Below are 10,265 nucleotides of genomic sequence, written 5' to 3' on the forward strand. Positions count from 1 at the left end.
AGGTGACGGGCATGGATGCCCGTCAAGCGCTGGGCCCCAGGATGGGGCCTGCAGCGCGGTCCTCCCGGGAGCAAGGCCGGAGTGAGGGGACCCCGAAGCGCAGCGTAGGGGCCGGATGATGGGAGCGGGCGGTTTTGGTTACTTTTGCCAAGACAAAAGTGACCCGCCGTAAGGGCGGAAAGGTGACTTAGCGCCACCCTCGCTAATGAATGTCAACTTGGTGTTGATGCCCATGGCTTGAAGTTTGAAGCTTGAAGCTTGAAGCTTGAAGCTTGAAGCCGCAACGCGCCCGCCCAGGGCATCACCCGCGAACACGTCGCGCCAATACATCCACCAACCGCTCGATTTCAGCCTCGGTATTCAGCAGGCCAGGCGCCGTACGCACCACCGGCCCGGCATCCCGCGACACTGCATCCACAACGATGCGCTGGCTGTTGAGGTACTTGGCCACCTCATCGGCATCCTCCCCCTTGACCCGGAAGAAGGTAAAACCCGCCGAATAGCGGGCACTGCGCGGGGTGACCAGTTCAATCCCCGGCAGTGCCTCAAGCCGCTGCCTGAGGACGCCGTTCAGCCCATGGATACGCGCCTGCACTGCCGCCTTGCCGAGCTGCAGGTGCAAATCGAACGCCTTGCCCAGCGCCCAGCGGTGCTCGAACGCGTGATAACCGCCTGGCGTCATGATCGTGGCGAAATCTTCATTCTCCGAAAACGAGGCAATGGTCGGCGTCAGTAGCTTCATTTCGCTGGAGGCTGCACAGATGATCCCGGTGCCTCGCGGGCCGAACATCCATTTGTGCGTGCCGGCGATGAAGTAATCGCAATTGAAGTCGGCGAAGCGCACGTCTTCAACGCCAAAGCCGTGCACCCCGTCAATCACGTAGATAATCTGGTCCTGTTCGTCACGCTGGCGATTGACCTCGCGCACTAGCTTGCCTATTTCGCCCACTGGCAGCTTCACACCGCTGCCCGAGTGGACCCAGGTCATCCCCAGTACCCTGGTTTTCGGCCCGATGGCAGCCGCAATCGTTGCCAGCACCTGGTCGGTACTGACCTTGGCCGGTTCTTCGAACAAGCGCAACCGGTGCACTGGCGTGCCATCGCGGGTAGTGCGAAAACCCATGGTATGGCGGGCTGCCGAGTGTTCGTGCACGGTGGTGAGAATTTCCTGCCCTGGGGCAATCTTCAGCCCGCCATAGATCAGCCCGAGGCCTTCAGTGGTGCTGCCGGTCAGGGCGATCTGCCGGGGTGTCACTTCGAGGTAGCGGGCGGCCGACTCGCGCACGGCGGCTTCGTGCTTCCACTCGGACTGGCTGTCCCAGTCGACCATCTGTGCCGGGTGACGGTCGAAGCGGGCACGCAGGGCCTCGATGGCTTCGCGTACCGGCCTGGGGTGTGAGGTGATCAGGAAGTTGGCGAAGTGCGCATAGCCCGGGTCCAGCTCGAACAGCTCGCGAAAGCCGGCCCAGTTATCGCCCGTGAGCGGTTTCGCAGGCGCTGCGTGGGCTGCAGGCAGCAATCCGCCCGGGCCGCTCAAGGGCAGGGCGGCAGCCAGCAGGCCAGCCTGCTTGAGAAAGGTGCGGCGATCGTTCATGGCTGTGCTCGACGAGTTATGGAGACGAAGTGGCCACAGGCTGCGCGGTGCGCTGTACCTGTTCCCACACCCGCAGGAAATTGCCGCCCCAGAGCTTGGTGATATCCGCCTCCGAGTAGCCGCGGCTGATCAGCTCGGCGGTGACATTGCGTGCCTCGCTGGCGTCATGCCAGCCGTCGATGCCGCCGCCTTCGTTGAAGTCCGAACTCAGGCCGACATGGTCGATACCCACCTTGCGCACCGTGTAGTCGATGGCGTCGCCAAAGTCCTTGAGGGTGGCTGGCGGCTCTTCGTCGAGAATGCCGTACAGCTCGTTGGCATACTGGCCCACCTTCGGCTCGGGCCAGCCGGCAATCACCGGATCGCCGGGCATCAGTGCGTAGTTGAGGTTGGCCAGCGGTGGCAGGGCGTAGCGGGCACGCAGCGCGTTGAGCTTGTCCTGGGTGTTGCTGCTCAGGGGCTTGAGGTAGGTGGAGAAGGCCACCAGCTGGACCACGCCGCCACTGTCCTTGATCAGCTGCAGCTCCTTGTCGGAGAGGTTGCGGTCGATGTCGACCATCGCCCGCGGCGCCGAGTGCGAAGCCACCACCGGTGCGCGGCTGAGGGCGACCACCTGGACCAGCGCCTTGCTCGACATCTGCGACACATCGATGATCACGCCCAGGTCGTTCAGCCGCTGTACGGCACGCTTGCCGACCGGCGAAAGGCCGTCCAGTGCATCGGCAGTATCATTGAAGAACGGCAGCGGGCGCGAAGAGTCGGCCCAGCTGTTGTTGCCCACGTAGCTGAAGCCGAACATGCGCACGCCGCGCGCGGCCCAGCGGTCGAGTTGATCGATGTCATCGCCCAGCGCGTAGGCGTTGAGCATGCTGAGGAACACCGCGAACTTGCCTTCGCCGTGCAGGCGCCGCATGTCTTGCGGTGTGTAGGCGATGCCGACCTGCTGCGGGAAGTCGCGGACCATGGCGCTGATGGCGTTGAAGCGCACTTCCTGGGTATGCCGGGCAGCCTCGACGAAGCCCGGGGTAGGGCGGTGCGGGCCGCCGCTGCCGGTCCAGGACTCGGGCCAGGCGAAGATGGTCAGGGCCGCGCCCGACAAGCGCCCGCGCGCAGCCTTGGCCAGGTCGAAGCGGCCATCGCCGTCCTTGTCGGCTTCGCTGCCTGCGGTGCCGAAGGCCAGCGGCAGGGTGATATGGCTATCGAACGAGATGATGCGTTGCTGCAGGTCGTTGGCCTGGCGGGTCACCTCGCGCGAGTAGCCAGCGGGTGTGGCGAAGTAGTGCCAGGCGGCGAACCCGGCCCCTGCGGCAACTGCCGCGGCCAGGCTGATAAACAGGGCTTTCTTCCAGCGTGGAGTCGTCATCTTGGTCTCAGTAGGTTCACCGTCGAGGGATGGGCACAGAGGCCGCCGCTACCTGGAGGGAACGAGCCCGCAGCCGGGAAATTTAGCCAGTGACAGGGGCGCTGCGCCGTTAAATTTCGTCGCCCCCGCAACGTTCTAGCCTTGGACGGGCCGTGCTCCATGGCCGCAATGAATGCACAGGTATGCAATGACGATTTCCCGACGCGGTTTCATCGCCGGTGTGGCATTGACGGGTGTGGTGGTGCCCGGTGCGCTGGGTGCACTGTATGTGCAACGCCAGCGGGCCGCCGAGGAGTTCCCGGAAACCCCTGGCGAGGCCGTCGTCGAGCTGGCCGATACCGGGCTGCAGCAGCTGGGCGACACCTTGCGCGGCATCTGGCGCTGGACCATGCAGGGCAAGGACGCAGACCTGCATGGCTTGCCCATGGGCGAACTGGAACTGTTCCTCGACGTGGCCGCCAGCGGCCGCGCCCTGCGCGGCTACCTGGATACCCCCGAACGCTTGCGCGGCGATGCGCAGCCGCGTTACCGGGTGGTCGGCGACTTGCTGGCAGACACCCCAGGCCGCTTGCGCTGGCGCCTGTTCGAAACCGGTCAGGCGCAGGCCCGCTATGAATGCCATATTGTGCTCGATCAGGTCTGGGGGCGTTTCGGCAACGCCGGCCCGGCAAGCCTCAACGGGCGCATCGCATGCATGGACCGCGCACTGTCGTTGCCCGTGCAGGACAACCGTTTCCTGGCCGTGAAGCGCACCTTCCCCGAGGCGCGCGAGCGTACCCCGCTCAACCCGGTACTGCTGGCCCGGCTGATCGCCCCGGAGCATCGCCTGTTCCACCAGCTGTGGCATTCGTCGCGGGACAAATGGCACAAGCTGGACAAGGACAAGCAGGGCGCGCTGCGCGGCCTGGGCTGGCAGCCAGGGCCACGAGACCACGAGCGTGACGCACGTGGCCGGCACAAAGACCGCAACGGCTCGGGCGAGGACTTTTTCTTCATGCACCGGCACATGCTCGGCAGCGCCCGAGCCTTGCAAGACTTGCCCTCATGGACGCGTTTTCCGCTGCCGCAACCCGAGCTCGAGCGTGACCGCGCAGGCTTTGCCCGCTACTTCGACAACCATGACGGCACTGCCTTGCCGCCGACCTGGCTGGCCAGCGGTGACGGGGAATACACCCAGTGGGTGCGCGACATCAAGACCCCGGACACCTTCCACGGCAACTTCCAGGTCTGGGAGTCGCGCTACACCGACCCGGACTACCTCAGCACCCTGACCCTGGGCCAGTTCGGCTCGGAGGTGGAGCTGGGCCTGCACGACTGGCTGCACATGCGCTGGGCCTCGGTGCCGCGTGACCCCTCCAACGGCATGCCGGTGCCGACGGCACGCACGCCGGATGACTTTGCCGAGCGCTGGTTCGCGGCGGAAAACGACTTTCTTGGCGACCCGTTTTCATCCCATGTAAACCCGGTGTTCTGGCATTTTCACGGCTGGATAGACGACCGCATCGAGGACTGGTTCCGTGCCCATGAACGGCTTCACCCCGGTGAGGTGCGGCGCCTTGAGGTCAACGGCGTGCCCTGGTTTGCGCCGGGGCGCTGGGTGGAAGTGGCGGACCCGTGGCTGGGGCCGGATACCCACGGGTGTTCGACGGTGCCAGGGCTGCGGCCGGGGCGCAGCGTGGAGATGGACCCGGAGACCATGAAGTTGGCATTGCGCATCATCTACAGCGATGAAGGCCTGTTCGACAAGCTGCGGCACAGGGTGCCGCAGCGGCCGTGGTATGCGCGCAATCTGAAGGTTCGAGCTTAGCTACGGGCTGTTTTGGGGCTATCGCTGCCGTACCTGTGGGGAATTCCATGGTATGTGCAGGTTGCATCAGGGCTGTCAGGTGTATGCCTTGGTATATTCAGCGCCTGTCAGCCCTGATGCGGTCCCTATGAGAACCGGCCTGCCGGCAATGTGGTCGATGAACCCTACCGCCCAACCTCCCACCCGCCCCCCAGCGCCTTGTAAAGCGCCACGCTACCCTGCAACCGCGCCAGCCGCAGTTGCGCCTGCTGGTCTTGTGCCACATACAAGGTGCGCTGGGTCTCCAGCACGGTCAGCAGGGTTTCGGCCCCCGCCCCATAGCGTTGCTGCGCCAGGTCGAACGCCAGCCGCGCCTGATCCAGCTCTTCATCCTGCCACTGCCGCTGGCGGTCCACGCCCTGGATCGCATTAAGCGCTTTCTCCACATCGGCAAACCCGGCGAGGATGCTGCTGCGGTAGGCCTCCAACAGCTCCGCCTGCTCGGCTTCGGCCAGCTGGCGCGCGGCGCGCAGCCGGCCATTGTTGAAGATGGGTGCGACCAGGCCACTGGTGAGGGTGTAGTAGGAACTGTCGAACAAATGCGCAAAGGTGTTGGCGCCAGCCCCCAGGTTGGCCCCAAGGGTAAGCTTGGGCAGCATGGCGGCGCGGGCGACCTGCACGTTGGCACTGGCTGCAGCCAGCCGTGCTTCTGCCGCGGCAATGTCCGGGCGACGGGTGAGCAGTTCACTGGGCACGCCGCTGCCTATGGCCGGCCATTGCAGCGCATCGATCGCCTCCTGGCTGGCGGGCAGCGACTGCACGGGGTCGCCGAGCAGGGTCGCCAGGGTGACCCGGCTGTCCTGCCATTTCTGTTCCAGCAGCGGCAGCTGACGTTGCTGGGTGGCGACCAGGCTGCGCTGCTGGGCCAGCTCCAGGCGGGTCGCAGAACCGCTGCGCTGGCGCGCCTCGACCAGCTTCAGTACGTCCTGGGCGTTGCGCAGGTTAAGGCGGGCAATGCGCAACTGCTGTTCCAGGGCCAGCCCTTGCAGGTAGCTGTCGGCGACCGCGCTGACCAGCGTCAGCTCTACGGTCTTGCGGTCCAGGCGGCTGGCATCAAGCGTGCGCAAGGCGCTGTCGCGGGTCGCGCGCAGGCCGCCCCAGAAGTCGATTTCGTAGCTGGCGCTGAGCTGCATGTCGAACGAGGTACTGGTGGGTTGGTTGCGGCTGACGTCGAGCTGGTCGTTGCCATCGCCGTGCAGCAGGCGTTGGCGTTCACCATTCAGGCCCAGTTGCAGCTCTGGCAGCAAAGGCGCGCCAGCAATCACCGCCCGCGCCTGTGCCTGGCGTACCCGCGCGGTGGCGGCGGCCAGGTCGTGGGCATTGAGCAGGGCCCGCTGCACCAGACGGTCCAGCTCTCGGCTGGCGAAGGCATGCCACCATTTTGTTGTCGGCCGTTGTGCCGACGCCGATGTGCCGCCTCGCCAGGCGGGCGGCGCGGCGATGCCACTGGCGGGTGTGGGCGGTGTGCTGCAGGCGGCAATTGTTGCACACAGGGGCAGGCACAAGGTCAACAGGCTGATGCGGCTGGGCAATGTCATGGGCTATTCGCTGGTAAGGGCTTTGACCGGGTCAAGGCGGGCGGCCTTGCGTGCCGGCATGAAGCCGAACACGATGCCGGTGACGACGGCGCAGGCGAACGCGCCGAGCATGGCGGGCAGGGCAAAGGCCACCGCCACTTCGGCCAGCATCAGGCCACCGCCGATGGCCAGGGCCAGGACGATGCCGGCCAGGCCGCCGACCATCGACAGCATCACCGCTTCGCTGAGGAACTGGCGCAGGATGTCGCGCTGGCGTGCACCGGTTGCCATGCGGATACCGATTTCCCGGGTACGCTCGCGCACGGTCATCAGCATGATGTTCATCACGCCGATACCGCCCACCAGCAGCGAAATGGCTGCGATCGCCCCAAGCATCAGCGACAGGCTGTTCTGCGTGCGCGCTTCGGCCTGGATCAGTGCCGCATCGTTGGTCAGCTCGAAATCCTGGCGGCCGTTGTGGCGCTGGCGCAACAGCCGCTCGATGGCCGCTTCGGCTTCGTTTACGCGGGTAGAGTCGATGGCCGAGACAGTGATGTAGTCCGGGTCGCGCTGGCCGAACAGGCGGATGGCGGCGGCGGAGTAGGGCACCGCGATGCGCCCGTCGCTGTCCTGGTCGCCCGAGCTGGCGCCCTTGCCGGCCAGGATGCCGACTACCTGAAACGGCACATTGCCGATCAGGATGTACTGCCCCAGCGGATCGCGCCCGGGCTCGAGCATCTTTTCCCGCACTTTCTGGCCGATCACCGCCACTGCCGCGCCGTTGCGCTCGTCGGCGTCGGTGAAGAAGCTGCCTTCGACCGCTGGCCAGTTGAAAATCTCGGGAAACCAGGTGTTGTTGCCGCCCACGTAGAACCGCTGGCTGCTGTTGCCATGGCGCACCATCATCTTTTCGCCGATCACCGGCATCACGTGCCTGACCTGCGGCAGCTGGCCGATGGCGGCGACATCATCCAGGGTGATGGTGCCGGCCTGTTCACCCAGGCTGGCCGGTTTGCCGTTGAGGTAGAGGATGTTGGAGCCGAAGGCGGCCATCTGCGCCATCACCTGGCGCTTGCTGCCTTCGCCCACCGCCAGCATGACCACCACCGAGGCCACGCCGATGACGATGCCCAGCAGGGTCAGGGCGGTGCGGAAGCGGTTGACCCACATTACCCGCCAGGCGGCCTGCAGGGCTTCGATCAACTCGCCTTTCCACGCCCCGCGCAAGGTTGCGCCACGGTCCAGGCGCTGGCGCAGCTGGTCGGCCTGCAGCCCTTGGCCGGTGTCGGCGGGGCGTTGCTCGGCGGCCGAGTCGCTGATGACCAGGCCATCACGGATCTCGATCACCCGCTGCGCCCGCGCCGCCACTTCGCGGTCGTGGGTGATCAGGATGATCACGTGGCCCTGGCTGGCCAGTTCGTCGAGCAGCGCCATCACCTCGGTGCCGCTGTGGCTGTCGAGGGCGCCGGTGGGCTCGTCGGCGAGGATGATATGGCCGCCGTTCATCAGCGCGCGGGCAATCGACACTCGTTGTTGCTGGCCGCCAGACAACTGGTGCGGGCGGTTGCCGGTGCGGCTGGCCAATCCCAGCCGGCCGAGCAGGGCGCTGGCGCGGGCGTGGCGTTCGCTGGCGTCGATGCCGGCATAAATGGCCGGCATTTCCACGTTTTCCTGAGCCGAGCCCGAGGGGATCAGGTGGTAGCCCTGGAACACGAAGCCAAACGCTTCGCGGCGCAGCCAGGCCAGTTCGTCGCTGTCCAGTTCGGCCACGTCCCTGCCGGCAAACCGGTAGCTGCCGGAGGTAGGCCGGTCGAGGCAGCCAAGAATGTTCATCAGGGTCGACTTGCCAGAGCCCGAGGCACCGACGATGGCGACGAACTCACCGGGGTGGATGCGCATGCTGATGCCGTGAAGGATGTCGACCTTGGGCGTTTCGACGCCGCCGTAGGACTTGCGGATGTCGACCAGCTCGATCAATGGCGTGCTCATTCAGCCTCCGCTCACGCCAGGGGCGCCAATGACCAGGCGCTCGCCTTCGTCGAGCCCCTCCAGCACCTGCACTCGCAGGCGGTCGCTGAGGCCGGTGCGTACCTGGCGCTGCACCACTTTGCCCTCGCCGGTAAGCACATGCGCCAGGCGCAGGTCGTCGCCGTCCTCCAGCGCCGCCAGTGGCACGGTCAGCACCTGGCTGGCCTGGCCTGCAACAAAGAACACCTGGGTGGTCATCTCGGCCATCAGCGCCCCGTCCGGGTTGTCGACATCCAGCAACACGCTGTACTGCACTACCTGGCTGCCGGCGCTGCCATTGCTGACGCTGGCCGGGCTGCCGCCACCCTGGCTGGACTGCTCCAGCGGTTTGGGCGGGATCGGCAGCACCTGCCGCACGGTGCTGGTCCAGCGGCGCTTGCCGCCGGCCAGGGTAGTGAAGTAGGCGGTCATGCCCGGTTGTACCTTGCCGATGTCGGCCTCCGACACCTGGGCCCATACGGTCATCGGCGAGAGCTTGGCAATGCGCAGGATCAACGGCGTCTGTTGCTGGGCGTTGAGGGTTTGCCCTTCACGGGCATCCACCGCCACCACCGTGCCGTCCATGGGCGCGTAGATACGCGTGTAGCCCAGTTCCGCCTCGTCGCTGCGCAGGCTGGCCTGGGCCTGGCGGATTTGCGCCTGGAACATGTCGATGCGCGCCTGGGTGACTTTCAGCTGGGCGGCGGCGGTTTGCACGTCCTCGTCACGGGTGGCGCCGGCGGCGGCCAGGTCGCGCTGGCGCTTGAGCTGCTGTTGGGCCAGCAGGTACTGGGCACGTTGCTCGGCCAGCTGGGCCTTGAGGTTATCGATCGAGAAGCGCCCGGCATCCAGCCGCGCCTGCTGGGTGGAGGGGTCGATCTCGACCAGCAGTTCGCCTTTGCGCACCGTGTCGCCGACTTCGACGTGCAGCTTGTGGATCTGCCCGGACGCTTGTGCGCCAACGTCCACGTAGCGCCGCGGCTGCAGGGTGCCCAGCGCTGTTACGCTGCTTTCGATGTCGGCGCGGGTCACGGCAACCGTGCTCAGCGGCTGCGCGCCGTAGGGCAGGGTCTTCCAGGCCAGCAGGCTGCCAAGGCCGAGCAGGCCCAGGCCGGTGAGCAGGACACGGCGACGGGTGTTGGTTAAAGGTCTCATGCAGACATCCAGCCGAGGGGTGTGGGTACGCGCGGGTGGCAGGCGCGGACCGGGTGCCAGATAGACGAGAGCGGGAGGGGGGGATTTAGCGGATGTCGGGTTGGGGCTGACAACTTCGTGGCGGCAAACCTCTTCAGACACACCCCTGTTGCTGAGAATAATTATAATTTGTAAGATCGCACGTTGACATCACTCGGTCCCGCGTTGCCGCCTGAAAGGATTTTCGGGCATAAGCTGGCAGGACGATCTCAGGTAACGTCGTGGAACATTATTATCGCGAACTGGTGGGCTTCCTCTCCGCCCGCCTGGGCAGTCGCCAGGCCGCCGAGGACGTGGCGCACGATGCTTACCTGCGGGTGCTGGAGCGCACTGACGCCGAGCGCATCGAGCACCCGCGCGCCTTCCTCTACCGCACCGCGCTCAACCTGGTGGTCGACCGCCATCGGCGCCATCTGGTGCGCCAGTCCGAGCCGCTGGAGGTGCTGGACAGCGACGAGCGCTGGCACAGCCCGGCGCTCACGCATGACATGCAGCTCGATCAGCGCCTGGCGCTGATGCAGCGCGCGCTGGATGAACTGGGCCAGGTGTGCCGCGAATGTTTTTTGCTGCGCAAGCTCGAAGGCCTGTCGCACCAGCAGATTGCCGAACACCTGGGCGTGTCCCGCAGCGTGGTGGAAAAGCACATCGTCAATGCCATGAAGCACTGCAGGGTGCGCATGCGTGAGTGGGAATCCTGATTGCCGAGTTAAAGCGAAATGAAAATTCCGTCAGTCAATCACTTGA

7 protein-coding genes are annotated in these 10,265 nt (G+C 65.8%); 2 read left to right on the plus strand and 5 right to left on the minus strand.

Features of this window, described 5'->3' with window-relative positions; translation table 11 throughout:
* Window positions 1-301: 301 nt before the first annotated feature.
* Both HP547_RS22940 and HP547_RS22945 read right to left on the minus strand, forming a co-directional pair.
* On the minus strand, window positions 302-1,594 hold the full coding sequence (locus HP547_RS22940) for an aminotransferase class V-fold PLP-dependent enzyme (RefSeq protein ID WP_172287542.1): 1,293 nt from the start codon (window positions 1,592-1,594) through the stop codon (window positions 302-304).
* A gap of 16 nt (window positions 1,595-1,610) precedes the next feature.
* Window positions 1,611-2,957 carry a dipeptidase gene (locus HP547_RS22945; protein ID WP_172287545.1) on the minus strand — a complete coding sequence of 449 codons (1,347 nt, stop codon included), beginning with the start codon at window positions 2,955-2,957 and terminating at the stop codon, window positions 1,611-1,613.
* Window positions 2,958-3,144: 187 nt separating this feature from the next.
* Here HP547_RS22945 and HP547_RS22950 point away from each other — a divergent pair, with 187 nt between their 5' ends.
* The gene (locus tag HP547_RS22950; RefSeq protein WP_172287547.1) at window positions 3,145-4,764 is read left to right on the plus strand and encodes a PvdJ/PvdD/PvdP-like protein; all 1,620 of its coding nucleotides are present in this window, start codon (window positions 3,145-3,147) and stop codon (window positions 4,762-4,764) included.
* A 164-nt stretch (window positions 4,765-4,928) separates the two neighbouring features.
* Here HP547_RS22950 and HP547_RS22955 read toward each other — a convergent pair whose 3' ends face one another.
* From HP547_RS22955 to HP547_RS22965, 3 genes are read right to left on the minus strand one after another with little or no spacing between them, the layout of a single operon-like run.
* Complete coding sequence (locus tag HP547_RS22955; RefSeq protein WP_172287549.1) at window positions 4,929-6,341, minus strand: efflux transporter outer membrane subunit; 1,413 nt, start codon at window positions 6,339-6,341, stop codon at window positions 4,929-4,931.
* A 3-nt stretch (window positions 6,342-6,344) separates the two neighbouring features.
* Window positions 6,345-8,309 (minus strand): MacB family efflux pump subunit, encoded by a 1,965-nt coding sequence (locus tag HP547_RS22960; protein WP_172226167.1) that lies wholly within the window; start codon window positions 8,307-8,309, stop codon window positions 6,345-6,347.
* The gene (locus HP547_RS22965) at window positions 8,310-9,482 is read right to left on the minus strand and encodes an efflux RND transporter periplasmic adaptor subunit (protein WP_172287551.1); all 1,173 of its coding nucleotides are present in this window, start codon (window positions 9,480-9,482) and stop codon (window positions 8,310-8,312) included.
* A 260-nt stretch (window positions 9,483-9,742) separates the two neighbouring features.
* Here HP547_RS22965 and HP547_RS22970 point away from each other — a divergent pair, with 260 nt between their 5' ends.
* Complete coding sequence (locus HP547_RS22970; RefSeq protein ID WP_172226161.1) at window positions 9,743-10,219, plus strand: sigma-70 family RNA polymerase sigma factor; 477 nt, start codon at window positions 9,743-9,745, stop codon at window positions 10,217-10,219.
* Window positions 10,220-10,265: the final 46 nt, after the last annotated feature.

It is taken from the genome of Pseudomonas sp. CM27 (assembly GCF_013179515.1).
GTDB lineage: Bacteria > Pseudomonadota > Gammaproteobacteria > Pseudomonadales > Pseudomonadaceae > Aquipseudomonas.